Source organism: Flavisolibacter nicotianae, assembly GCF_003628535.1.
GTDB lineage: Bacteria > Bacteroidota > Bacteroidia > Chitinophagales > Chitinophagaceae > Flavisolibacter > Flavisolibacter nicotianae.
In genome coordinates this window covers 383,316-408,380 of the sequence record NZ_RBCI01000004.1, presented here as the reverse complement: position 1 = coordinate 408,380, position 25,065 = coordinate 383,316, and the positions used below count along the sequence as shown (strand labels likewise).

23 protein-coding genes are annotated in these 25,065 nt (G+C 48.5%); 15 read left to right on the top strand and 8 right to left on the bottom strand.

Going from position 1 to position 25,065, the window contains the following annotated elements; genetic code table 11:
• Window positions 1-39 precede the first annotated feature (39 nt).
• The 4 genes from prmA (at window position 40) to D6024_RS13510 (ending at window position 3,133) form a co-directional block, all read left to right on the top strand.
• Window positions 40-846, top strand: a complete 807-nt coding sequence (prmA, locus tag D6024_RS13525; protein WP_121355154.1) for a 50S ribosomal protein L11 methyltransferase — start codon at window positions 40-42, stop codon at window positions 844-846.
• A 68-nt stretch (window positions 847-914) separates the two neighbouring features.
• Window positions 915-1,574 (top strand): glycerol-3-phosphate 1-O-acyltransferase PlsY, encoded by a 660-nt coding sequence (plsY, locus tag D6024_RS13520; RefSeq protein ID WP_121355153.1) that lies wholly within the window; start codon window positions 915-917, stop codon window positions 1,572-1,574.
• Between the two features lie 124 nt (window positions 1,575-1,698).
• Window positions 1,699-2,517, top strand: coding sequence for a M48 family metallopeptidase (locus D6024_RS13515; protein ID WP_121355152.1), 819 nt, complete (start codon window positions 1,699-1,701; stop codon window positions 2,515-2,517).
• A 163-nt stretch (window positions 2,518-2,680) separates the two neighbouring features.
• Complete coding sequence (locus tag D6024_RS13510; RefSeq protein WP_205573279.1) at window positions 2,681-3,133, top strand: hypothetical protein; 453 nt, start codon at window positions 2,681-2,683, stop codon at window positions 3,131-3,133.
• A gap of 67 nt (window positions 3,134-3,200) precedes the next feature.
• On the opposite strand, the gene D6024_RS26725 is transcribed toward D6024_RS13510, so the two are convergent.
• The 3 genes from D6024_RS26725 to D6024_RS13500 all read right to left on the bottom strand — a co-directional run bounded on the left by D6024_RS26725 (window position 3,201) and on the right by D6024_RS13500 (window position 6,202).
• Entirely contained in the window at window positions 3,201-3,359 is a 159-nt protein-coding gene (locus D6024_RS26725) for a hypothetical protein (RefSeq protein ID WP_162944751.1), read from the bottom strand.
• A gap of 252 nt (window positions 3,360-3,611) precedes the next feature.
• On the bottom strand, window positions 3,612-5,750 hold the full coding sequence (locus D6024_RS13505) for an elongation factor G (protein WP_121355151.1): 2,139 nt from the start codon (window positions 5,748-5,750) through the stop codon (window positions 3,612-3,614).
• Between the two features lie 86 nt (window positions 5,751-5,836).
• Window positions 5,837-6,202 (bottom strand): hypothetical protein, encoded by a 366-nt coding sequence (locus D6024_RS13500; protein ID WP_121355150.1) that lies wholly within the window; start codon window positions 6,200-6,202, stop codon window positions 5,837-5,839.
• A gap of 246 nt (window positions 6,203-6,448) precedes the next feature.
• On the opposite strand from D6024_RS13500, the gene dnaG reads away from it, so the two are divergent.
• Window positions 6,449-8,473, top strand: coding sequence for a DNA primase (gene dnaG, locus D6024_RS13495; protein WP_121355149.1), 2,025 nt, complete (start codon window positions 6,449-6,451; stop codon window positions 8,471-8,473).
• A gap of 67 nt (window positions 8,474-8,540) precedes the next feature.
• Here the strand turns inward: dnaG and D6024_RS13490 are convergent, their stop codons facing one another.
• Together D6024_RS13490 and D6024_RS13485 are read right to left on the bottom strand one after the other, a co-directional pair.
• Window positions 8,541-10,049, bottom strand: coding sequence for an NAD(P)H-hydrate dehydratase (locus D6024_RS13490; protein WP_121355372.1), 1,509 nt, complete (start codon window positions 10,047-10,049; stop codon window positions 8,541-8,543).
• Between the two features lie 142 nt (window positions 10,050-10,191).
• The gene (locus tag D6024_RS13485) at window positions 10,192-11,361 is read right to left on the bottom strand and encodes a serine hydrolase domain-containing protein (protein WP_121355148.1); all 1,170 of its coding nucleotides are present in this window, start codon (window positions 11,359-11,361) and stop codon (window positions 10,192-10,194) included.
• A 120-nt stretch (window positions 11,362-11,481) separates the two neighbouring features.
• Between D6024_RS13485 and serA the strand changes: the two genes are divergently transcribed.
• Complete coding sequence (serA, locus tag D6024_RS13480) at window positions 11,482-12,711, top strand: phosphoglycerate dehydrogenase (protein ID WP_121355147.1); 1,230 nt, start codon at window positions 11,482-11,484, stop codon at window positions 12,709-12,711.
• A gap of 14 nt (window positions 12,712-12,725) precedes the next feature.
• On the opposite strand, the gene D6024_RS13475 is transcribed toward serA, so the two are convergent.
• A complete protein-coding gene (locus D6024_RS13475; protein WP_121355146.1) occupies window positions 12,726-13,229 on the bottom strand; it encodes a heme-binding domain-containing protein in 504 nt (167 codons plus the stop codon).
• A gap of 139 nt (window positions 13,230-13,368) precedes the next feature.
• Here D6024_RS13475 and D6024_RS13470 point away from each other — a divergent pair, with 139 nt between their 5' ends.
• The 5 genes from D6024_RS13470 to D6024_RS13450 all read left to right on the top strand — a co-directional run bounded on the left by D6024_RS13470 (window position 13,369) and on the right by D6024_RS13450 (window position 16,963).
• Window positions 13,369-13,869, top strand: coding sequence for a GbsR/MarR family transcriptional regulator (locus D6024_RS13470; RefSeq protein ID WP_121355145.1), 501 nt, complete (start codon window positions 13,369-13,371; stop codon window positions 13,867-13,869).
• A gap of 36 nt (window positions 13,870-13,905) precedes the next feature.
• Entirely contained in the window at window positions 13,906-14,727 is an 822-nt protein-coding gene (locus D6024_RS13465) for a thiol-disulfide oxidoreductase DCC family protein (RefSeq protein ID WP_121355144.1), read from the top strand.
• Between the two features lie 9 nt (window positions 14,728-14,736).
• The gene (locus tag D6024_RS13460) at window positions 14,737-15,663 is read left to right on the top strand and encodes a TIGR01777 family oxidoreductase (protein WP_121355143.1); all 927 of its coding nucleotides are present in this window, start codon (window positions 14,737-14,739) and stop codon (window positions 15,661-15,663) included.
• 68 nt (window positions 15,664-15,731) lie between these two features.
• Window positions 15,732-16,391 (top strand): peptide-methionine (S)-S-oxide reductase MsrA, encoded by a 660-nt coding sequence (gene msrA / locus D6024_RS13455; protein WP_121355142.1) that lies wholly within the window; start codon window positions 15,732-15,734, stop codon window positions 16,389-16,391.
• A 215-nt stretch (window positions 16,392-16,606) separates the two neighbouring features.
• The gene (locus D6024_RS13450) at window positions 16,607-16,963 is read left to right on the top strand and encodes a hypothetical protein (RefSeq protein WP_121355141.1); all 357 of its coding nucleotides are present in this window, start codon (window positions 16,607-16,609) and stop codon (window positions 16,961-16,963) included.
• Between the two features lie 920 nt (window positions 16,964-17,883).
• Here D6024_RS13450 and D6024_RS13445 read toward each other — a convergent pair.
• On the bottom strand, window positions 17,884-18,687 hold the full coding sequence (locus tag D6024_RS13445) for a hypothetical protein (RefSeq protein WP_121355140.1): 804 nt from the start codon (window positions 18,685-18,687) through the stop codon (window positions 17,884-17,886).
• A gap of 735 nt (window positions 18,688-19,422) precedes the next feature.
• Here D6024_RS13445 and D6024_RS13440 point away from each other — a divergent pair.
• Window positions 19,423-19,857: a hypothetical protein gene (locus tag D6024_RS13440; RefSeq protein WP_121355139.1), complete on the top strand. Its 435-nt coding sequence runs from the start codon at window positions 19,423-19,425 to the stop codon at window positions 19,855-19,857.
• A gap of 432 nt (window positions 19,858-20,289) precedes the next feature.
• On the opposite strand, the gene D6024_RS13435 is transcribed toward D6024_RS13440, so the two are convergent.
• Entirely contained in the window at window positions 20,290-21,687 is a 1,398-nt protein-coding gene (locus D6024_RS13435; RefSeq protein WP_121355138.1) for a nucleoside recognition domain-containing protein, read from the bottom strand.
• Between the two features lie 163 nt (window positions 21,688-21,850).
• On the opposite strand from D6024_RS13435, the gene D6024_RS13430 reads away from it, so the two are divergent.
• The 3 genes from D6024_RS13430 to D6024_RS13420 all read left to right on the top strand — a co-directional run bounded on the left by D6024_RS13430 (window position 21,851) and on the right by D6024_RS13420 (window position 25,065).
• Window positions 21,851-23,044, top strand: a complete 1,194-nt coding sequence (locus tag D6024_RS13430; RefSeq protein ID WP_162944750.1) for a rhodanese-like domain-containing protein — start codon at window positions 21,851-21,853, stop codon at window positions 23,042-23,044.
• Window positions 23,045-23,157: 113 nt separating this feature from the next.
• Complete coding sequence (gene ychF / locus D6024_RS13425; protein ID WP_121355136.1) at window positions 23,158-24,255, top strand: redox-regulated ATPase YchF; 1,098 nt, start codon at window positions 23,158-23,160, stop codon at window positions 24,253-24,255.
• Window positions 24,256-24,459: 204 nt separating this feature from the next.
• Window positions 24,460-25,065, top strand: a complete 606-nt coding sequence (locus D6024_RS13420) for a phosphatase PAP2 family protein (RefSeq protein WP_121355135.1) — start codon at window positions 24,460-24,462, stop codon at window positions 25,063-25,065.

Sequence of the window (25,065 nt, the reverse complement as noted above, 5' to 3'; positions counted from 1 at the left end):
TTACAGGCTGTCGCAAGACAGCCTTTTTATTTTTGCATCATGAAGCACGTGCAAATCGATATCATCGCCAATGACTACCAGCAAGAAGAATTAATTGCCTTGCTGGATGATTTTCATCCAACCGGTTTCGAGCAAACAGACGAAAAGCTAAAGGCCTATTTTGAAGCCATCGATTTTGACCAGGACGATATTTTAAAAATCTTGGAAGGATACCAATTCAACGTATCCGAAGTGGCGGAGCAAAACTGGAACGCGGTGTGGGAACAAAATTTTCAACCGGTTGTGGTGGAGGATTTCTGCGCCGTTCGTGCCCATTTTCATGACCCGATCGTCAAGGTGCAACACGAGATCATTATCACTCCCAAAATGAGCTTTGGCACCGGTCATCATGCGACGACCTACATGATGATGCAGCAGATGCGAGATCTCGATTTCCGTGACAAATCTGTTTTTGACTTCGGTACAGGAACGGGCATCCTTTCTATACTCGCCGAAAAGCTGGGTGCCGCAAAGGTAACAGCCATTGATGTGGACGACTGGAGTATTGAAAATGCAAAAGAGAATTTCGAACGGAATGGCTGCAGCAAAATTTCTGTTTCGTTGTCTTCTAACCTGCCCAAAGAGACATTCGATATCATCCTGGCCAATATCAACCGAAATGTGATTTTGGGTTACATGGAACAGTTGGCCGCTATCATCAAGAAAAACGGTTTGGTGTTGTTCAGTGGTTTACTGGCGGCCGATGAAAACGACATTACAAAAGCGACTGAACAATTTGGTCTGCAGTTGCAGAAAAGAGGAGAGCGGGGCGGCTGGGTGTCGCTGTTGTTTGTTAACATCAGGTGACAGGTGACTTAAATTAACATGAAAACACCACCTGATTAATTATCTTTGCCTTCCAATTCCTTTTGCACATGAATGAAATTTTCCTGATCGTCATCGCTTATCTGATGGGCAGCATTCCAACTGCTGTTTGGACAAGTAAGGCTTTTTTTGGAATTGATATTCGTGATTATGGCAGCGGGAATTCCGGCGCCACCAATACCTACCGTGTACTCGGTGCAAAATGGGGCACATTTGTTATGATCGTGGATATGCTGAAGGCACTGGTTGCTGTAAAGCTTGCCTTCTTTTTACCTTACGAAGTCCACGGTGATTTTTACCTTGTGAACATGCAATTGGGTCTGGGACTAGCCGCAGTAGTGGGGCATATTTTTCCTGTCTGGGCTGAGTTCCGTGGCGGAAAGGGTGTTGCCTCCTTATTTGGAATGGTGTTGGGCATTCAACCGAATGTCGCCATTTGTTGTGTGGGCATTTTTATTCTTGTGCTTTATGCCACCCGGTGGGTATCATTGAGTTCAATCCTCGCCAGTCTTGCTTTCCCGGTTTTTATTCTTTTTATCTTCAATGAGCCGGAAACACTTTACCGGGTTTTCGCTATCGTCGTGGCTTTATTGGTGATTTTAACACACCAGAAAAACATTGGCCGTATACTTAAAGGCAATGAAAACCGCCTCCCGATTTTAAAGCACCGCGACCGTCGTCGTCAAAAATCCGAAAAGGAAAACGACTAGGGATTCTTCATGGTTGATTTCATATTGTAATTCGCTCCATTTAACAGTTCCTGTAGAGTCTGCTAACCGGATTTCTATTTGTTTTGGTATAATCATTGAATTGACTAACCGTAAAACTTTTGAAATGGTACGGAAAATTTTGACCCTATTTTTAGCAGGTGCTTTTGTTGTGGGATGTTCCACCAACAAAATAACCGGAAGATCACAACTTCATTTGCTGCCTGAAAGCGAGTTGCAGAGCATGGGCGCCCAGCAATATCAGCAGTTTCTATCCGAGAACAAGGTTGTCAGTCCATCGGGAGACCGCGATGCGGAAATGGTACGCCGCGTTGGTCAACGACTTGCCAGCGCCGTAACCCAATATTTTGCATCCAAAGGTCTTCAGGACCAGTTGCAGGGATACAAGTGGGAATACAATCTGGTGGCAGACAACCAGGCTAACGCCTGGTGTATGCCTGGCGGAAAAATCGTTGTTTATACGGGCCTTCTCCCCTATACCCGTAACGAGGCTGCATTGGCAATTGTTCTGGGCCATGAAATTACCCATGCTGTTTTCCAACATGGAAATGCCCGGATGAGTCAACAAATGGTAGCGCAAGGACTTGGCAGTGCATTGTCGGTAGCGCTTTCCAGCCGGCCGCAGCAAACACAAAATATCTTCCTGCAGGCTTTTGGTGTCGGTTCGACTCTTGGCATTTTGAAGTTTTCGCGCAATGATGAAAGTGAAGCCGATCATTATGGGCTGATCTGGGCAGCGCTTGCGGGCTATAATCCACAGGAAGCAATTCCTTTTTGGCAGCGTATGGCACAGGCGCAGGCGAATTCGCAAAAACCGCCGGCCTTTCTTAGCGATCACCCGACAGATGACCAGCGCATAGCCGATATCCAGAAGTGGATGCCTGAAGCTTTGAAGTACTATAAGCCAGGCACAGCACGACGTTAATAAACGTTAAACGAACAGGAAATCCCGCTGAAACCCACGTTCGGCGGGATTTTTCATTAAATTATGTTTGGACGCGGGGGTGGAATGTACTATCTTTGCACAACATTTCAGAAAAAAGTTCTTTTCTTTTCTATTTCTTGTTTGTTAACCAATAAATCTACGTATGTCTCAAACAATTTTAGACAAGCTCGCTCTAAAAAACGAAAAAAACATTTTAATCCAGGGACTACCCTCATCAATAGAAAAGCAATTTGCAAAGCTCTCTTTCGCTAAAAATCTGACCCCACTTTTAAAATCCCGTAAGCTTGATTTCGCACTCATTTTCGCTGTTAGTGAAAGTCAGTTGAACAACATCCTGGCAGATATTGTTCCGGCACTGAAAGAAGAAACAAGGCTCTGGGTGGCTCATCCAAAAACAACTTCCAAGATCAGCACGGATCTTAACCGTGATAGCAGTTGGAGCCGGTTGTATGGCATGGGTTATGAAACCCTGGAAACCGTTTCACTGGACCACGTTTGGCAGGCCATTAGCTTCAACAAGTGTGAAGTGGTGATTGAAGAAACAGTTGAGGAAGTAAAAGTTCCCCGTAAAACGAAAAAGGCGGTTGCTGCATAAGCGCCCTGTAATAAAAGAAATGACCACCAAGCGGTGGTCATTTTTATTTTCGGTACATGCGATGTTCTTAGTTGTCGAGATTGGAAAGAAAAAAGCCTTCCTTGTGCAAAACGGTTTGAGCCGGAATGGGAGTGAGGAGACTGTCTTTCAGCAATTTTTCTACCAGGCGCAATTGCTGCTCCTGGTCGTTTGATTGAGCAATAAGCTTCCAACTTTCAATTTTCATAAGAGCACGCTGACTGGTTTTCGTCACGTGGCGATCCAGCCATTCGCACCTCTCGGCAAGGTACAATTGATGATTTCGAAAATAGGCATGCATAGGTAGAAGATTGGTTTGTGTTGTTTATCGGAACAAATTAAACTGAAAAAGTTTAAAAACATAATCCTAAATGTGTTTTACCGACACTTTGTAGGCCAAGTAAGAGAAAAGCCTGATGAACCCTCACCAGGCTTCGCTTAATCGGGCAATCCCACTCTCTTAGGCCACTGCCTCTTCGGCGGATTTGTTGTATTCCTCTGCAAGTTTCCGCTGCAACTCATAGCTGACGGGCTGATAGCTGTCGAAAGACATCTTAAACTTTGCTCTCCCCTGGGTAATAGAGCGAAGAGAGGAGCAGAAATCGTGCATCTCGGCAAGAGGCACTTTTGCAATTACCTTTTGGAAGTGACCTTCGGTATCGATGCCTTCGACCATCCCCCTGCGGCTTTGAAGATCGCCCATCACCGCACCGGTTAACTCTTCCGGGCAAAGCACTTCTACCGTATGAATTGGTTCGAGTACCTGGGGGTCGGCTTTTTGAAACGCATCTTTGAACGCCATGATACCGGCTATTTTAAAGGAGATATCATTGCTGTCCACCGGATGCATCTTCCCATCGTAAACGCAGACTCTCACGTCGCGAACATAAGAACCGGTCAAAGGCCCTTCGTGCATCTTTTCCATTACCCCTTTTAAAATGGAAGGAAGGAAACGAACATCGATGGCTCCCCCGACAATGCAGTTGTAGAAAACCAGTTTTCCACCCCAGTCGAGGTCAAAACTATCCCTGCCGCGTACGTTCAGGCCTACGGGTTCGGGCATGCCTTCATAAAACGGCTCGATTCGCATGTATACTTCACCAAACTGGCCTGCGCCACCTGATTGTTTTTTGTGCCGGTAGTTGGCTTCAGCCGTTTTACGGATTGTTTCGCGATAGGCAATTCTTGGCTTGCCAAATTTCACCGGCACCTTGTGCAGGTTTTCAATTTTCCATTTCGCTACCGCCAGGTGCATATCACCCTGGCAATGGAGGAGTGTCTGCTTTAATTCCTTTGATACTTCAACGACCAGCGTCGGGTCTTCTTCCCGTAACTGGTGAAGAGCCTGGGCCAGTTTTTCCTCTTCGCCCTTGTTGACCGGTTCAATGCAGTACGTCACATTGGACGAAGGGAATTCGATTGGCGGCAGTTCGTAATTTTTTCCTTTGACGTGAAGGGTGTTATTGACGTGGGTATTACGCAATTTCAAAGTCGCGCCAATGTCACCGGCTGTCAGTTCCTGAACGGGAAGGCGTTTGTTGCCTTCCATCAGGAATAGCTGGTTGATCTTTTCAAATGAACCATTGCTTTCGTTTACAAGCTCCATCCCGGTTTTAATTGTTCCGGAGTAGACCTTGAAAAAAGACATGTCGCCAACATGCGGTTCGGAGATTGTTTTGTACACAAAAATGCACGCCGGGCCGTCGGCGTCACAGGGCAAATCTTCACCTTTACGGGTTTTTTGCGGGGGCATTTCGTTGGCACTCGGGCAAACGTTGTCAATAAAACCCATGAGCCGTCCGCTGCCCATGTTCCGTGTTGCACTGAGGCAAAAGAGCGGGAAGATGTCGTGATGGATCATTGCTTTTTTGAGCCCTTCTTTCAGTTCATCTTCTTCGAGTTCTCCCTTGTCGAAATATTTTTCCATCAGGGCTTCGTCGTTGGCGGCAACTGCCTCCACCAATTCCTTGTGCAAATTGTCGGCTTTTTCCCGTTCGTCGTCGGGAATGGCCAGTTTTTCGGGTTTGCCACCGCTGTCGTGAAACTTATACATCGTCATGCGCAGCACATCGATGATTTCGTGAAAGCCGGCGCCCTGTTGTCGCGGGTATTGTACAACAGTCACTTTGCTGCCAAAATGGTCTTTGGCCTGCTGGACCGTTTTATCAAAATCTGCACTGTCATCATCCAGCTTGTTCACTGCAAAGATCATCGGTGTCTTGAATTTTTCCGTGTATTCCCAGATGATATCGGTGCCAACTTCCACACCCATCGCGGCGTTGAGCAACATCACGCCTGTGTCTGCAACACGCAGCGCCGACAGAACTTCGCCTACAAAATCGTCATAACCCGGTGTATCGAGAATATTGATTTTGTAACCGCGCCATTTGGTGTGCATCAGTTTTGAAAAAATCGAGTTGCCGCGTTCCTGTTCCAGTGGGTGGTAATCGCCAACCGTGCTGTTTTCTTCAACAGTGCCGCGGCGGTTGATGAGGCCTGCTTCGTAAAGCATGCATTCCGCCAGGGTTGTTTTGCCGGACCCGGCGTGGCCCAGCAAAACAACATTTTTGACGTGTGAGGTATCAAATTCGGCTGCCATTTGATTTGTGTTTTAAGTGAGGCAATGGAGTAATCGGCATACGGTGCCGCATGCGTAAAAACAAAAAAGCTGATAAGAAGGTCTTATCAGCAGGTCGTATTGTTTATAAAATTCCTGAACTCGTCCCGGAGTTCCTGTAAAGTGCCTTCCAGGCCCAGGAACTCGTTGAGCAGGTGTTCGTGCTCGGAAAAGACGTCATCACCGGCACTTTCCTGCTGCGCTTTTCGTTCGTGTGTTTTGATGGTTTGTTTGAGGTCGTGAATGTTTCGGAGCTGAATGTCGAACTGGTTTTGAAAGTGTTCGACCTGCGTGAGGTGGTCTTTCGTAAGAGACTGTTTGCACGTTTCTGTCAGGGCTTTTTCGCAACTATGGAACTCGTCACGATAATTGCGAAGGATTTGCCGCCAGTCTGCGCACTCTGCGGCCAACTGCGAGATGTCTGTCTGAACCATGAGGTGAAAATTTAAAGGTTAAAAAATCGAAATTGTTCGTTTTCATTTTCGTGTTCCTCCAGGTGTAGATGGTAGGTTAAATTTAAACCTCTTTTCAGGGAAAAAAATCTATTTTTTGTCAGGTCTTTTCTTTAAATTATCACCAAGCAAGCTGATTATTTTCATTTGTTTCCTCGTAAAACAAACCGATGCCGTTCAGCAATTTTATCCAGTTCATTTGTGCGGCTCGTTTATATTTGACCTCTTGTGATCACGCAAAACACCATACAACAAATTCTCTCGCGGCTTGACATCGTTGAGGTCGTCGGCTCCTTCGTGAAGCTGAAAAAGCGCGGTGCCAATTACCTGGGCAACTGCCCGTTTCACAACGAGCGGACACCGTCGTTTACCGTATCGCCTTCGAAGGAGATTTTCAAATGTTTTGGGTGCGGCAAAAGCGGCAATACAGTTTCCTTCCTGATGGAGCACGAGAAGCTGACCTATGTAGAAGCCTTGCGCTGGCTGGCCAACCGCTATAATGTCGAAGTCGAGGAGACCGAAACTTCCCCGGAGCAAAAGCTCCACCAGCAAACGGCTGAAAGCCTGCACATCATCAACGCATTTGCACAAAAGTTCTATGCCAGGCAGTTGCTCGAAACACCGCAGGGAAAAGCAAACGGGTTAAGCTATCTCGATGAGCGAGGTTTTACCAAAGACATCATCCAAAAATTTGGTTTGGGCTATGCGCCCGAGTCGCGGGATGCGCTGACAAGTGAGGCCCTCACCAATCAATACAACAAGGAGTTGTTGCAAAAGGCCGGCCTCGTGGTGGAGCGGAATGGGCAACTCCAGGATAATTACCGCGACAGGATCATTTTCCCTGTTCACAACAACAGCGGCAAGGTGATCGGTTTTGGTGCCCGCCTGATCAAAAAAAACGACAAGGCGCCAAAGTATATCAACACGCCGGAGAACGAATTGTACGTAAAGAGCAAGATACTTTATGGGACCTACTTCGCACGGCAGGCCATCGACAAAGCCAACGAATGCTACCTGGTGGAAGGGTATACCGATGTACTATCGCTTCACCAGGCAGGGATTGAAAACGTGGTGGCCAGCGGCGGTACCTCGCTCACGCAGGACCAGCTTCGGCTGATCAAGAAATTTACGACCAACCTAACCATCATTTACGACGGCGACTCGGCTGGTGTCAAGGCTGCGCTACGGGGCCTGGATATGGCACTTGAAGAAAGCCTCGTCGTTAAACTGGTGTTGATCCCGGATGGTGAAGACCCGGATAGCTATGTTCGGAAAGTGGGTGCAGCCCGTTTTCACCAGTTCGTCCAGGAAAACAAAAGAGACTTTATCCTTTTCCAGCTTGATGTCTTGTTGAAGGACGCCGGGAATGATGCGGCAAAAAAATCGCAGGTCGTCAACCAGGTGGCCGAAACGATTTCGAAAGTTGACAAAACGGAAGACTTCACCCGGCAGCAGGATTACATCCGGCAGTGTTCGCAATCCTTGCATATCGACGAAGCCGGCTTTACGGCGCTTGTCAATAAATTTATCCGCAACCGTCTTTCTTCCGATAAAAAGCTGCCTTTTGATGAAGCACAGTTTTACGAAGAAAATGCGCAAAAAGCCGCTGTTAACGAGTACGACGACAATACCTTCAATCTTCTTTTTAAAGACGAATTGCAGGAGCGGGAAATTGCAAGGGTTTTGCTGGAACTCGGCAACAAGCCCTGGGAAGATGGCTTGCCAACAGCAACCTATATTTTTTCGGAGTTACCGGAAGATGACCTGTTTGAAAACGACACGGTTCTCCGGATCTTACACGATTACAAGAACCACATTGACCAGGGCGAACCCATAGACAAAAATTATTTTATCTATCACCCGGATAGCAAACTGAGTACATTCGCTGTATCCCTTTTTGAATTTCGCCACCAGCAAAGTCACCACTGGAAAAGCGACAAAAACCAGTCGGCCGGTTACCAGGACCGTTTGTTTCGCCAGGATTTTAAGTCCTTTATGCACACGGTCGACAAAAACAATTCACAGGCGTTGGAGCATTTTTTAAAGATAGAAGAAGACCGCAGCCATGAGGAAGTGCTGTCGGCTATTACCTACCTCAAGCTCAAAAAGATCAAAAAGCTGCTTACGCAAAACCAGGCGGATATGGAAAAAGCGCCACCCCAGGAACAAATGACTCTTTTTCTTACCCATCATCACCTGAAGCAAATGGAAATGGAATTAACCGGGCGGCTCGGCAGCGTAATTGTCAAATAAGGTTGTTTGCTTGTACCGCGAAGTTTTTATTCCGGTTGTTTTGCAGTTTTGTCTCCTGGTCAATTCCTCACGACTGCAGCAGAAGAAAAACATGGGACAGGCCGTCTACAAGGTGGGAGGGAAGCATCGCTTCTTTAGAAAAACGCTTAGCCGCTACATCGCCTGCCCAGCCATGAATGTAAACGCCCAGTTTTGCCGCATCGATCGGCGAATAACCCTGGGCAAGCAGGGACGAAATAATTCCCGTTAAAACATCTCCGCTTCCGCCTTTGGCCATCCCGGCATTGCCGGTAGAATTAAAAAATGCCTGCCCGTCGGGACAGGCGATCAGGGTATGATGTCCTTTTAAAACAACAATGAGATTTAATTCGGTGGCTTTTTGACGGGCTGTCGCCATCCGCTCAAAATCGTTGGGATGATCGCCAAACAGGCGATCAAATTCCTTTGGATGCGGTGTAAGGATAGAAGAGTGCGGAATAGAGGTAAGCCAACCTTTGTGTTGCGAAAGACAATTCAGGCCATCAGCATCAATAACCAAAGGCTTGGAATAACGACGAAGGACAAATGATAATAGAGAAGCCGTCTCCGGCGCCGTTCCCATACCAGGCCCAATCCCGATGGCACTAAACCGGTCAATGTCATCGGGCAGTGTTGTCAGTTTATCCTCGCTTTCGTCAATAAGCGTCATGGCTTCAGGCAGCGCTGTTTGCATGATGCCGTATCCGCATTTTGGCAGAAACGCAGTGGTCAGGCCGGCACCGGTGCCTAGGCAGGCTTTGGTTGCCAGCACCAGGGCACCCATTTTTCCATAACTGCCGCCAACAAGTAGGGCATGACCAAAACTACCTTTATGCGCAAAGCGTTTTCGGGGCCGGAAAATTTTCCGGATCATGACTTCGTCGAGTAACTCTGTCTGGCTATGTGTTTGTTGAAGGTAGTCTGGATGAAGGCCGATGTCGAGCACCTGGATCTCCCCGATAAACGGTGCATTTTCCTGCAACAGCAAGCCGGTTTTGTAACACTGAAACGTGAGGGTGTAATCCGCTTGGATGACTGTGTTCCCTAAAGAGCTTTGATCCATAAAAAGCCCGCTCGGCAGGTCGATGGAAACAACGGTTGCATGAACATGGTTGAGATAACCAACCAAATCGGCGCTTAGTCCGGAGAGGGGCTTGTTAAGCCCTGCGCCAAAAAGGGCGTCTACAACAATGTCTTCTTTTTGCAGGATAGGAAAGTGCGAGGCAGATTGCAGGAAGTGTAAATCCGTGGCGGGTATGTCGTGCAGCCGTTGAAGATTGGTTTGAAAATCTTCGCTGCCCAGTTTTCCGAATTCCAATATGTAGAAAGAAACCGTATAGCCTGCGCTCAGCAGCATGCGTCCAATGGCCAGCCCGTCGCCGCCATTGTTGCCTTTGCCGCAAAAAATACGGAAGTTCCGTCCTTTCCAGCTCATGTCTTTCAGCCAGTCGACGCATTTGCGGGCGGCCCGCTCCATCAGGTCAATGGAGGCAACCGGCTCGTGCTGAATCGTGTACTGGTCCCAGGCCCTGATTTGTTCTGCTGATAGAATTTGCACGCTTAAAAATACAACGCGGAATGCACGTGTACGCAAATGAAAATCGCCAATTGCGAACGGCCTTCGTTTTTTGCATCAACCGGTTGATCGGTCGGGCCTAAACGAAATTACCATTGACAATTGGCGACTGTTTTTTGACGTCTTATTCTTCGCCGTCTTCGGGCTTGCCGTTGTACCGGCCAAAAACTTCGTAAACTTTTTTGGCCACGGTATAAATGAGGTTGTTGTGCTTGTTGGTTAAAATGATGATGGTGGCATCTTCATTGGGAAGTCGCGAGAAGGCCGAATGGAATCCATGCCAGTGGCCGTTGTGATAAATGACTTCCTTGCTTTGTTCCGGGAAGAACAACAGGCGCCATCCCAGGCCATAATTGTGAACACCCGGCTTTTCGTTGCTATAAGGTGTGTAGGCAGAATCCAAGGTGGCTTTTTGCAGGACTCTTCCATCCGTTAGCGCCCTGTCCCATGTGAGGAGGTCGCGGGGTGTGGAATAAATATTTTTGTCACCGTACGGACCATCCGAAAAATCGAGGGCCCAAAGCGCATTGTTGCCCTGGAAGGAAACCATATGTCCCGGCTGCTGGTTCGGGCCAATGACAAAGGAATGGTTCATGCCCAGGGGCTCGAAAAAGGTTTTCTTCATGAAATCGGGAAACGCCTGTCCGCTCACTTTTTCCACGATCAGGGCCAGCAACACATAGTTGGTATTGCAGTACTGAAAGCGTTTGTCTGCCGCTGCAGATTTTGGCGGTTGCCACTGGATCAGCGAGTTTAATACATCGGTATTGGTGACCTGCTGCTGGCGGTTCCATTTCGCTTTTTCGAAATAATACAAATAATTGGGCAGACCGCTGCGGTGGTTGAGAAGGGTTTTTATCGTTACGCCGGGATAAGGAAAGCCCGGGAAATATTTTGTCACTTCATCGTTGATGTTCAGTTTTCCCTGTTCCCACAACTTCAGTACAGCCGCTGATGTCATCGTTTTTCCTGTGGAGGCAATCTGAAAGGAGGTTTCTGCGCTCAGGCTGTCTTTCCCTTTCAGGCGGGGGTCCATCACACCGGCATAATGCTCGTACACGACGTTGCCGTTTTTGGCCACCAGGATAGCACCGTTAAAGGAACCCCGTAACAGGTTTCTTTGCATGATGTCCTCGACAGTGTCGTGGTATTTTTTCAGTTCGGAAGGGGGGAGAGGCTTGACCTGGGTTACAACCGGGGCCGGTTCATCTTTTAGCTGCGGAACATCGGCTTTTTGCGAATGGCAACTGCAAAAGGCTGCCAGTAAAAGAATAGATAGATATGAGTTTTTCAAAAGACGTAGATTGTTTGTTCGAAAAGCCGTAAAAATAATTTTTTAATCTGTTACAAAAACTTCACCAGCCCTAAATTTTTGCATCTTTTACGATTCAACATCTTCCTGCATCTTTGCGCCATGGAAACCACAAGCTACCCCAGGGAAAAAATCAAGATCCTGTTGCTCGAAAACATCAGCGACACCGCTGTAAGAAGCTTCAAGGCAAATGGTTATGTACAGGTTGAAAAGCTCACCAAGGCCGTTCCTGAAGAGGAACTGGTGCAACTGGTGAAAGACGTTCACCTGCTGGGTATCCGTTCCAAAACCCAGATTACCGAGAATGTTTTAAAGGCCGCCAAAAAATTGCAGGCCATCGGTTGCTTCTGTATCGGCGTCAACCAGGTGGATCTCCATACCGCGACCATGTGTGGCGTGGCCGTCTTTAACGCACCTTATTCCAATACCCGCTCTGTAGCCGAACTGGTCATCGGGGCATCCATTATGCTGATCCGTCGCATTCCCGATAAAAACGTCGCAGCCCACAAAGGCGGCTGGATGAAGGACGCCAAGGGCAGTTACGAACTGCGGGGGAAAACGCTGGGGATTATCGGCTATGGCAACATCGGCTCACAGGTTAGCGTGCTGGCCGAAAGCCTGGGCATGAAGGTGATTTTTTACGATATCGAAACCAAGCTGCCGCTGGGTAATGCGTCCGATGCTAAAACACTCAAAGAGCTGCTGTCGCAGGCAGATATCGTCACCTTGCATGTTCCCGAAACCGACCAGACCAAAGACCTGCTGAATAAATCCAATCTCAAATACTGCAAAAAAGGATCGATCATCCTGAACTATGCCAGGGGAGAGGTCATCGAACTTCCCGCCCTGGCCAAGGCCATCGAGAGCGGCCAGATTGCCGGTGCCGGCATTGACGTTTTCCCGGTCGAGCCCGAAAAGAACGGTGATGTGTTCAGCTCGCCGCTGCAGGGTCTTCCCAATGTCCTCCTGACCCCGCATATCGGTGGATCGACAGAAGAAGCCCAGCAAAACATTGGTGAAGATGTGAGCGCCAAGCTGCTCAACTACCTGGAAAAAGGCATTACCTTCGGATCGCACACAGTGCCGGCGCTTTCGCTTCCTCCACAGGCAGGTGCCCACCGGATCCTACATATCCACCGGAACGTTCCCGGTGTGCTTTCTGCGATCAACAGCGAACTGTCGCGGAACAAGATCAACATCCTGGGACAATATCTCAAAACCAACGAGGAGATCGGTTATGTTGTGGTTGACGTGGACAAGCAGCTTTCCAAAAAGGCAGAGGCATTGCTTCGCCAGGTTCCGGAAACCATAAAAGTGCGCCTGCTGTACTAATGCCGGGAGAAAGGCTAGTCGTGTTCTTTTTCTTCGTTTACAGTGGCCTGCGATCCGGCGCTGCCTGACTTGGCGCTTTTAAACCAGTTGATCAGCATTTTCTGCTGTGCTTCGGAAAGCTTTGCATCGCCGTGCATCAGCAGGTACGACTTCAGCGGCATTTCTCCTTTTTCGATCTGCTCGGCGCTTTCGTCCAGTTTTTTTGCCTTGCGGCGTTGGTTGTATTCGGCAAAAGTGGAGAAATTGAGCTCCCTTTTTCCTTCGTTGATGTGGTGGTTCACCCACCAGTTCACCGGTGTGATATTGTCGTACCAGGGGTAGGTGGTATGGTTCGAATGACAGTCGTAACAGGATTTTTTCAGGACAGTCATCACGCTGTCGGGTACCTGCATCGCGGCTGTAATATCGGTTGGCCCGGTTGGACTTCCCTGGTTTTTGGATGGCTGAATGGCCTGGACTGCAATAAATAAAACCATTAATCCCAGCAGAATCTTCTTTCGTTTGCTCCAATTTTTCATGTTTCTAATTTAAGTACGAACCAAAATAATTTACCTGACTTTAGACAACTTGCAAGAATCTTTCCTGCAAACCACAACGCATTCATTTTATATTTTCAATAATTTTTGAAAATATAAAAACATTTGTTTTCTTTGGCTTGTGAAACTCGCAGAAGCCAAAAAGCAATTCGTTCAGACCTGGGCACGGTTGGGTGCCGAATGGGGCATCAACCGCACCATGGCGCAGGTACATGCGTTGCTCCTGGCAACGGAAAAACCCCTGAGCACCGATGAAGTCATGGAAGAACTGAGCATTTCACGGGGAAATGCCAATATGAATCTCCGCGAACTGATGAACTGGAACCTGGTTTACCGGGAGCTGGTGCCGGGTGAGCGCAAAGAATATTTCCGTGCGGAAAAAGACATTTGGGAGGTGGCCAAACGCATTTCCCGTGAACGGAAGAGGAGGGAAATTGAGCCGCTTTTGCGCGAACTTTCGCAGATGGAGACGGTTACCGATGATTCCACAGAAGCAAAGCAGTTTGTCAAAACGGTGAAAGACATTCACGAGTTTGCCGGTAAAATCGATAAAAGTGTGGAAACGATGCTGAAGGCCGACGAAAACTGGTTTTTTGGTGCGATCCTGAAACTGTTGCGATAATTTTTTTCATTTTAATTTTCAAAATTTATTGAAAATATGAAAACATTAAAAGATCACGTCATTCTTTACGATGCGGTTTGCCCGATGTGTAATTTGTATACGAAGGGCTTTGTCGACACGGGCATGCTCGATAAAAACGGCCGTTTGCCTTACCAGGAGATGCCTGACAAGATTGCCTGTCTGGTAGATCCGGACCGGTTTACCAATGAAATCGCACTGGTGCATTTGCCGTCCGGCAAGGTCTACTATGGTGTCGAAAGCCTGCTACAGATCATCGGGAACTCCTTTTCCTGGTTGCGGCCCTGCCTGCGAAACAGAGCCTTATTTAAAATGTGCACTGTCCTTTATAAGTTTGTCTCTTTCAACCGACGAGTTCTTGTACCTGCAAAAAAAGATGAGGCGAGAACCAGCCCGATGGAACCCTCTTTCCACAAAGGATACCGGATAGCCTTCCTGGTTTTTACCTGGCTGATTTCCTCCTTTTTCCTTTCGAGGTATAGTTTACGACTGTCTGCCATTTTGCCGCAAACGTCCGGATACCGCGAGTATTTGATCTGTGGCGGACAGGTGGCCTGGCAGCTGGCTGCCGTTTGTCTGATCCGGAAAGAAAGAGCATGGGATTACCTTGGCAACATGATGACGGTTTCGTTTGCCGGGAGCATTTTGCTCGGCCTCATCATGATAATCGGTAATTGGATGGCCTTGCGCAACCCCGGTTTTTACGCGGCTGGGTTTGGAATGGTGGTGACCGCCATGCTGCTCGAGCACATGCGACGGGCCGCCTTGCTGGGGATTGGCCACCAGGTCACGGTTAGCTGGATCGTCTATCGCCTGTTGGTTTTGCTGCTCATTTTTTAAACCTCCTTTATGTTTACGAAAATTATCCTCGCTGGCGGTTCCGGTTACCTGGGCAAGGTTCTCGCAGATTATTACAAAGACAAAGCAAAAGAAATCGTCATATTTAGCAGGAGTGAAGCCGATACCGGCCGGCCCGGATGCCGGATTGTGAAATGGGATGCAGAAAGCCGTGGTGGCTGGGAAGCGGAACTGGACAACGCCGATATGGTGATTAACCTGTGCGGCAAGAACGTCAACTGCCGCTACACAGCAAAGAACAGGGCAGAAATTTTCCGCTCCCGGTTGGTGCCCACAACGCTGTTGGGCGAAGCCATTGCAGGGGCAAGCCGACCGCCAAAACTGTGGATCAATATCGCCTCGGCTACCGTTTACCGGCATGCGGAAGACCGGCTGCAGGATGAAGAAACCGGCGAGGTTGGCTCGGGTTTTTCGGTTGATGTTTGCACGGCATGGGAAGAAAATTTTTGGAAAACAGAAACTCCACAAACGCAAAAACTGGTTTTGCGGGTTGGATTGGTGCTTGGCCGGGCCGATGGCGTTTTTCCCCGGCTGAAGCGATTGGTGGCCACGGGTTTGGGCGGACACCAGGGCACGGGAAACCAGCTGGTTTCATGGATACACGAGCAGGATTTTGCCCGGGTGACGGAATGGGTTTTTGGGCAGCAAAAGCGGGCTGACGTTTACAATTGTACCGCACCGGGAGCTGTTTCCAACCGGAAACTCATGCAACTGATCCGGCAGACGTATGGGATCCCGGTAGGTTTGCCCACGCCGCAGTGGATGCTCGAAATCGGTGCGAAACTGATCGGAACGGAAACGGAGCTGGTGCTGAAAAGCCGGTGGGTTTATCCACGGAGGCTGCTGGGTGAAGGATTTACATTTAGTTTTCCGGAGGCAGAACACGCCATTCACGAAATCATGAGCACAAGAACGTAGAGCAGGGATGATTTCACAGACCGTTGGCGTCCGGGCTTGCCGTTTTTGCGTACTTATACAAAAAGACGATGCGTATTGGTTTTCTACCGTTCCTGGCGCTTTTCTTCCTGGCTTCCTGTGAAGAACGGAAAGGTTTTGTCTTCAAAGCGCCGCTGCCCGACAGTACGGCACCGGCAAAAAACGAAGCGGTTGCGACGTTTGCCGAGGGCTGTTTCTGGCACACGGAAATTGTTTTTCAAAGCCTGGCCGGCGTTCGTGATGCCGTGTCGGGTTATGCAGGCGGAAGCAATCCGGCGCCGGGCTACGAAAATGTCAGCACCGGAAGCACCGGTCATGCAGAAAGCGTGAATGTCTATTACGACCCGGCCAAAATTTCGTTTGACCGGCTGGTGGCGGCTTTCTTTGCCAGCCATGATCCAACCCAGGTTGGGCACCAGGGACCGGACATTGGCCCGCAGTACCGGTCGATTGCATTCTACCGGAACGACCACGAAAAGGCGGTCATCGTCAAGGCCATAGCGGCAATTGATGCATCCGGCAAATACGGCAAGAAAGTCGCAACGGAAGTTTTGCCGCTGACCAATTTTTACCCGGCAGAAGCCGTTCACCAGGAATACATCGCACATCATCCCGGGAATATTTACGTGAACAATGTGAGCATTCCGGATTATCTCAAATTCAGGCAAAGCTTTGCCGGGCCGTTCAGGGACACGCTGATCCGGCGCTAAAGCCTTATCTCGGAAAATCTAGTTTTTGCCTATAATTTATATTATGTTAAGTAGGCGCTTCTTCACAGGGGGCTGTGCTTTGTTTGTCTTTTTTTTGCCAACGCACCGCGAAGCGTCGATGGTTACAGGTAGCGACGTTTATAGAAGATTGTTAGAGGCGTGATAATGATAAAAGTCTTTACTATCTTGAGCGGAACTAAAACTTTAAACCGCTAATGACTATTCTTTTTGACCTCGAAATTTTAGAACCAGAATTTTACCGGAACGGATTGACGTTTGAAGAAAAGATTGTTTTTGAAGAAATTAGAAAGTATATGATGCAAAGATTTAGCGCACTTTCAGAAGAAATGAATAAAGAAGAAAGTCAAAAAACCTGTGCTGTTATCATACACTTGTTGCCGCTTCCAGAAGGCAGCGACCTGCCCGAACACCTTCGCAAGAACCCTATCAACATAGCTATTAGAGGCTACTCATCTAATCTTAGAGACAAGCTCCACGCCTCTTTCACGCAGACGGACGTAGAGATTATCGAGCAGCGGCTTCAAAATGTTTTGAGTAGATTGGGGAATTAAAACAAAGGTTGCGTCTCCGCCATAACCTTTAGCAAACTTTACAAGGGCTTCTGTGTTTTCTATCATAGAGTAAATCTATGAAAAATATACAACATATAGAGAATATCTATTTGCAGGTTGGGGGCTGAACACCTATTTTTATTGTACGTAAACACAACGCAGAAATGCGGTTCGTTCGTGGGCAATGGTGGTGGCTTAAAAAGACCAACCAAAACTCCGAACAAAATTAAAGGTCGGATTCATCACCCGACCTTTATCAATCTTGCTGGCAATTCCGCCATCAATAAACCGTATAGTATGAAAGTTCGTTTACGTATCAATTGGAAACGCCTACGAGTTCGTCTACAGATTGAATTTTAGATGTATCCGACCCTCGGTCTGATGAACCGGGGGTTTTGATTTTTACGAAACGACTACTTTGACAAATTTGCCGAGGCTTCGCTTTTGCGGTGGGAGGCAAAAGCAGGCTTAACACGTATGCCTTGCGGCATTGCTTAGACCTTTCAGGTCTATACTCCGTGGAGAAAAAAAAGACAAACAGCCGCCCACGCGGACGGCCTACGCCCAGGTGGATTTGCGTCTGAAATGAAAGGTCGCAAATCCCCACCCGCCCGTCGGCCAACCTACTTAGACATAATACGAGTTATCGGCAAAGTCTACCACTCTCGCCTTACAAGAAAGGGATTTTCCGAAGCGCCCCCGCAAAGTGGAATACCCACCGCACAGGCTTGGAAAATCCCTTTCTTGTAAGGCGGCAACCGCCTTCGCCGATAACTGCCTTTTATGTTAAGTAAGCGCACAGGGCTTTGGCTTCAAGTCCACCCTTCGGGTGTCTTTATTTTTTTGCCCACGCTTCTTGGTGTACTGAATTATTAGGGTCGCCTACTGATAGGTAAAGCGGGCTGCTTATACAATGAAGTTTACTTTTCGATTTTCACCCTCTTTACGGAAGTATCTAAACTCTGAAGGATTTTCTGAATCTCTTGGAAATTTTGTTGTGTTTGCTGTTGCGTTTGCAGTATTTGCTTTAGTTGTGGTATCTCTGTGCTTGTTTTTTGCGTCCTATCCTTGTCCGCCAGCCAAATAATCAACGGGACAAAAGCAGTTATTGCGGCTACACACAAAGAAATATAAGTTACGTTCCTCGAAAATTTGGTGTTAGCAATCGCTTGCCGTTTTATTTTAATGTCCAATCTTTCATTTTCGGCTTTTGATTCCTTATCACGCTTTAGCTTTTCAAGTCTTGTTCTGCCTGTGTGATTTAGTACATATCCATCAATTGTAGGATTATCAATGTACTTATGTATCTCATCCATCCAATCATAAAACCCGTTAGCTGTTCCAGGTATTGGCTGACCGTCTATTTTAGAGTGATATTTAAAATTATCAGGGAAGTCAAAATCATGAACTGGCTCATTCCTGTTATTCATAAAAACAAGGAATGCGTACTCAAAGTCATCAATTATGTGTTCTTCGATCAATCTGCTTTCCGCTTTTTCCTTTTCATTTATTGACCTTATGGCCAAATCGGTAGCGTAAACTCGACCATCCTCAAAACGCAACAACCCATTCCTCTCAAGATTTGCAAGAAAATCATCGCTCCAGCAGTGCCGAGTTATTAGTTCACGCAATCCTTCAATAGTAAATGGCTCCCTGCGTTGCTGTCTATTCAAAACCCTATTAATCAAGTGAAGTTCCCTACCCCTTATGTCTACGGTATGCATGGCATCGAAAGTTTTGGTTAATCACCTAAGATAACCAAGAAACTTTTTCGCAGAAACCTTTCTTATTGTAATTTAGTTGCAGAAGTAAAAAGCCGCTTCTTAATTCAGCGTTTGACCCGATCTATTGTCGGGGCGCTACGATTAAGAACCGGCTTTTTACATTTTTAGCTTGGAAGGCTAATCACGACCCTGCGAAAACATTTCTATGCTCTCCCGCAAAGAGTGCTAGTCCCGTTTCTACGGGACTTTTGTTTTCGGTCAGTCCTACAAAATTATGCTTGTTTTGAATTGCGGTCTTTTTTGGCCTGACGGCCATTGTTCGGCTTTGCAAGCCGATGCTCCGCTGATGAAAAAAATCAATACACCCCCGCCGCACAACCGGCGCTGCCCCACGCGATCGGCCAACGCCCAGGAAAAATGCGTTGCGTAAAACATACGCATTTTCCACCCGCCCGTCGGCTAACTTACTTAGACATAATATAGAGTTATCAGCAAAGCCCATAAATGGTGTAGCCGCTTGTTTCCAAATTTGCGGCGAACTTGCTAAGCAACAAAAGCTGGGAGTAAGTTCGCCGCAAATTTGGAAAGCGGCTACGTTCTATTACGTGGGCTTGATAACTGCCTTTTATGTTAAATAGGCGCTCCGCACAGGGGCTAAGCTTGTTTGTCTTTTTTTGCCAGCGCACCGCATAGCGACGTAGAGCCGTGCTATATTTAGGGATAAACTAAACGCTTATGACAGGTAATGTAACTCCCCTTGCTCTTGATGTTATCAAATGGGAAACAAGCAAAACGCTTGAACAAGAGTTTCCCGACTTCACAGTATTCAACGTTGAACCGGATGCGGTTAGAATCCAGAAAATAACTTACAGGAAATTTGGCAACAAGTCTATTACAAACTATATAATTTGGAATTATGAACTTAAGGGGTTCATAACCTTTGTTGCCACAGATACCGTCTTTTTGGAATGCAACAATTTTGACAATGCCGAAACGCTCATAGATGAATTTGTCAGACAATCCTACAAGCGTTTCTCTGATAAGTTCGATGAACTCAAGAAGCAGAATAACATTCGGTTTGCGTTACCTCCCTTATCAGAGGCCATCCGCCTGAATTATCGGAATAAATTAATTGAGACGCTACGTGCGGATGCAGATTTACAGAAGTAATTGGAATATCAACTTCGTTGATTGGTTCGCCTAACGGCTCACTCTCTAATATTTTCACTATCTTTACGATAGTTCAACATCCCCGAAGCGGTTTCTACCCTTTGGGGATTCTGCTTTTATATTGTTAGATAATAATCCTTTATCCGAGGCTTCGCTTTGCGATTGGGAGGCAAAGCAGCCCGACCTCTTTCGCCTACGGCGATTATTCGGCAAAGCCGATACTCCATGGATGAAAAAAAGACAAACAGCCCCCGACCCCCATCAAAAGAATCTCCCCGCTACACCACCCAATACCCCTTTTTCGGTATTTTCTCCAATGCGGGCAGGGCTATCTTTGCTATTCCGAGACTAACTGCCAAATGCTATCCGTAGCAAATTATGAAAGCGGCCGCAAGCCGCTTTTATTTTTTAGACCGGTAAGCCGGTCAGGGCTCAGCCAAAAAACAGGTAGGCCAGCACGATGGAAGCGATAATCCCCACCAGGTCGGCCAGCAACATGGCTCCCACCGCGTACCGCGTATTCTTTACGGCCACGGCACCAAAATAAACGGCAATCACGTAAAACGTGGTATCCGACGATCCCTGTAACACGCAGGCCAGCCGGCCGGCAAACGAATCCACGCCATAGGCTTTCATCGTATCGATCATCATGCCCCGGGCGCCTCCGCCACTCAGCGGCTTGATGAGGGCTGTGGGCAACCCGTCAACGAACCGGGTGTCGGTGCCAAAAACGGCAAAGGCGCTTTTCATAGCGTCGATAATGGCTTCGAAGGTGCCGCTGGTGCGCAGCAGGGAGATCGCCACCAGCATGCCGACGAGGTACGGAATGATGCGGACCGCCGTTTCGAACCCACCCCTGGCACCGTCGATAAAGGCGTCAAAAATGTCGATGCGTTTGTAAAGGGCACCGATGATGATGAGAAGAAAAATCCCAAGAATGATGGCGTTGCTCAGCAGGGAGGAAAACGTCTGCACATTGTCGGAACTCATGCGAACCAGGAACTGCACCAGCAGGGCAATCAGCAGCGACAGCCCGCCGATCCAGAGCAGGATCACCGGCTGAAAAAGGTTGATCTTTTGCTTGATGGACACGATGATCATCGCGGCCATGGTGGCGATAAATGTGGCCACCATGCAGGGCACGAAAATATCGGTTGGATTGGGTGCTTTCAGGGCGGCCCTGGCGGCGATGATGCTCACGGGGATCAGGGTCAGTCCCGATGCGTGCAGGCAAAGGAACATGATCTGCGCATTGGAAGCCCGCTCCGATCCGCCGTTCAGTTCCTGCAGGCTTTGCATGGCCTTGATGCCAAACGGCGTGGCGGCATTGTCAAGTCCCATGAGGTTGGCCGAAAAGTTCATCATCATATGTCCCATGGCCGGGTGGCCCTTGGGGATGTCGGGGAAAAGTTTGGAGAAAAACGGCCAGATGATCCGCGACAGCAGGCGGATGCCGCCGGCCCGCTCGGCGATGCTCATGAACCCCATGAACAGGGCCATGATCCCGATGAGGCCAATGCTGATGTTGACGGCGCTTTTGCAGGTTTCGATGATGCCGTCGGCATTTTGCACCTGGAAATACTGCAACTGCCGGTCGGCCGATCGGATGACGCTTTTTTTGCCGACGGTGAGCAGTTTGGCAGAGTCAAGTTTTTGAAGGGAAACGGCATCCAGCGTGGTGGTATCGGCTTTGGCCAGCTTGATCGTGTCTCCCGCCTTGCCCGTGACCATCGACGTAAAGATCCCTTTGTTTTCGGTGGTGGTCATCCGGATCACCGCTACGGTCACTGCCACGATAATAAATGCTGCCCAAATTCTGCTTAAAGCCATCCCGGTTTTACGTTTTCAGATTACGAATGGTGGTTTGAATCGGGTTTGAAGGTAATGGTTTTGAAAGTAAATTTCTGACAGCGCCGGCCTTGTCGTGCTCCATTCATACAGTATGTGCCCGGGGTATTCGGGCATTTGGTAACTTATTGTAAAATTCATGGTTATGAAGAAGGCAGTTCTCATTCTGCTGGTCCTGTTGACCCAGGAGATCCAGGCGCAGTACCGCTACGACAACGTTGCTTTCCAAACCGTTTATTGGAGTGCCCTGTGCCGGTCGCTGCAACAGCACCCGGGTTACCTCCTGCTCGATGTGCGCAGCAAGGGTGAATTCAACGATACGTCTTCGTTCAAAAGTCTCAATATCGGGCACCTCAATTGTGCCGTCAATATCGACATCAACGAGATCGGCACCCGGTTGCAGGAAATTGCCGGATACAGGAACAAGCCGGTTTATGTTTACTGTTCGCACAGCCAGCGCAGCCGGCGGGTGAGCAAGATGCTGGCCGACAGCGGCTTCACCCAGGTCTATAACATCAACGGTGGCCTGTCGAACCTGCGGCTGTACAATTTCAAAGAAGACTGCCACCTCCTCTCGACCAACCTCGCCTACCGTATTCTTTCTCCCCTTGAATGGGCAAAGGCAAAAACGGCTGATTATTTTATCCTCGACGTCCGTACCGACTCTGCATTTCAGGGGATCGCTATTCCGGAGCGCCGCAATGCCTATGGAAAATTTTCCGGCGCAGTCAATATTCCTCTTGCGCTCCTCGAACAGGCAGCGGCCACCCTGCCCACCGATAAAACCATCCTGCTGGTAGACGAAACCGGGAATGAAAGCCCGGTGGCTGCAAACGTACTGGCGCAAAAAGGTTTCAGGAATCTGGTTGTCTTGTTCACCGGGTTGGATGGTTACCTGGCTGAAGTTCCCGAAAAAGACCGGAACAACTGGACAAGCCATGTCGCCTACCATGCCATCAGCGCACCGGAATTTGACCGGCTTGCAAAACAAGACAGGCCCGTCCTGCTCGATGTGCGGAAGGCGGAAGAATTCAGCAACAATTCCAAAGAATCCTTTCGCAATATCGGCAACCTGAAAGGAGCCGTCAGTATTCCCTTTGCTGATTGGGACAAACAGTTTGCGTCCTTGTCGCTCGACAAGGATAAGCCCATCGTGGTTTATGCGATGAGCAGCCAGAACGAAGTGTTTGAAGCGGCGAAAAAACTGACTGGGCAGGGATTTACCAATGTCAGTGTGCTCATGGGCGGCCTGTTCAACATGCGCTGGCGGGCAGCCAATGTCGACGGCTACGAATACCTGAAGGGCTGGGTTGTTAATGTTCCACCCGGCAACCAATAAAAAGAGGTCAAGTCCTATATTTGCGGCCTGAAAAAAGTCTTTAGTCTTTAGTTGTCAGTCTGTAGTAAAGCAACACAAACTAAAACTGGAGACTAAAAACTAAAGACTGAAACATGGCTTTACAAGCAGGTATCGTAGGACTTCCGAACGTTGGGAAATCAACTCTTTTTAATGCGGTCAGCAACAGCGCCAAGGCACAGGCCAGCAACTACCGCTTTTGCACCATCGACCCGAACGTGGGCCTGGTGGACGTGCCGGACCCGCGGCTGTACAAACTGGCCGAGCTGGTGAAACCCAACCGGGTTGTTCCCACGCAGATCGAAATTGTGGACATTGCCGGCCTGGTACGGGGTGCCAGCAAGGGCGAGGGACTGGGCAACAAGTTTCTGGGCAACATCCGCGAAGTGGATGCCATCATCCACGTCATCCGCTGCTTCGAAGACGAGAATATCCTCCGCGACGAAGGCGCCATCAATCCGGTTGGCGACAAAGAAATCATCGATACGGAACTGCAGTTGAAAGATCTCGAAAGCGTTGAAAAGAAACTGAGCCGCGTGGAAAAGCTGGCCAAGAACGATCCCAAGGCGAAGGCCGAACTGGAAGTGCTGCAGCGCTGCAAATCGCACCTGGAAGCCGGGAAAAGCATCCGGGAACTGGACCTTTCGAAAGAAGAACTGCCGGCCATTGCCGACCTGTTTTTGCTCACCGGCAAGCCCGTGCTGTATGTTGCCAACGTGGACGAAGCATCCATGCACACCGGCAACAAATTTTCCGAACTGCTGAAGGAAGCCGTGAAGAACGAGAACGCACAGGTGATCGTGATGAACAATTCCATCGAAGCGCAGATTTCCGAAATGGATAATGCCGACGACAAGCAATTGTTCATGGACGAATACGGCATGAAAGAACCGGCGCTGGACCGGCTGATCCATGCAGCTTATAACTTGCTCGGATTGCAAACCTACTTTACGGCGGGTGTGCAGGAAGTACGGGCCTGGACCATCCACGAAGGATGGAAAGCACCCCAGGCCGCCAGTGTGATTCATACCGATTTTGAAAAAGGTTTCATCAAGGCCGAAGTGATCGGCTACGATGATTTTGTAAAATACGGTTCGGAAGCGGCTGCCCGTGATGCCGGCCGTTTGCGCATCGAAGGAAAGGAATACGTGGTGAAAGACGGTGATGTCATGCATTTTCGTTTCAACGTCTAAGTCTAATGGAGAACGCAGCCAATCGAATATAAAATTCGTTTGTACGATATGGAGGCCCGGTTGCGATTGCAACCGGGCCTCTTCATTTTGCCCCGGTAAAGTAAAGCCGCTTGATTGCAGTGCACGAATGCATCGCAGGTAGGAAAGATCAGTTGCGTTGCATGTCATTTCAGCCAAACCTTCCGCTTTGCTTACATTTGCCCAATGCCCGGCTATGAACTATCGGTATCGTTTTGGCAGCAATTGCTCGATTGGGACAAAGGATTGTTTCTCTTCCTGAATCATCGCCTGGCCAATCCCGTTTTCGATGCCGTTCTCCCCTATTTCCGTGACTCGGTTTTCTGGGCGCCTTTCTATCTTTTTATGATCTCGTTTGTCGTTCTCAACTATGGAATCAAGGGAATTTGGTGGACCCTGGCTTTTCTTGCAACCGTGGCTCTCTGCGACCTGACGGGAACCTATGGTTTCAAGGAAACGGTGCAGCGCATACGGCCCTGCAACGAGCCATCGTTGGCCGGCCAGGTGCGCCTGGTGATCCGTTCCTGCCCCGGCGGATACAGTTTTCTCTCCAACCATGCAGCCAATCATTTTGGTTTGGCAACATTTATGGTGTGCAGTTTTCGGAGTATTTTTAAATCCTGGGCCTTTCTTTTTTATCTGTGGGCCATCTTGGTGGCCTTTGCGCAGGTTTATGTTGGCGTTCACTATCCCACCGACTTGCTGGCGGGAGCTTTGCTGGGGGTTGGTGCAGGATTTTTAACGGCTTCCGGTTACCGGCATTATTTCGGAACTTTGGGGCCGGTCACTTAA